The following is a 301-nucleotide window of genomic DNA, read 5'->3' as shown; positions in this document are numbered from 1 at the left end:
TCAAAGGATATTTGCCGCCTCCCCGGAGCTTTTCGCAGGCTATCACGTCTTTCTTCGCCTCTGACTGCCAAGGCATCCACCACATGCACTTAATTACTTGACTATACAACCCCAAACAGTCGTTAACACTTACAAGTGAGTGTAACAACAGGCTTGCGCCCACAGTTTGTTGCTTTGTGCACTTAAGCACTGTACAGCTTCAATCTAAATTCATATACCAAAACGCTTGATTCAGTTAATTTGCTAGTTCTCATTTCAATTCGTAATTAAACCGTAACACCGAAGTATTACTGTCAATCTT

General features: G+C 41.9%; 1 rRNA gene. It reads right to left on the bottom strand.

The features are described from left to right. Positions 1-103 (bottom strand): 23S ribosomal RNA (locus ACEO2X_RS14360); the annotation flags it as partial. Positions 104-301 lie beyond the last annotated feature (198 nt).

The organism is Acinetobacter sp. AL9 (assembly GCF_041464035.1).
GTDB classification, from domain to species: Bacteria; Pseudomonadota; Gammaproteobacteria; order Pseudomonadales; family Moraxellaceae; genus Acinetobacter; species Acinetobacter towneri.
This window is presented reverse-complemented; position numbering and strand designations above follow the sequence as displayed.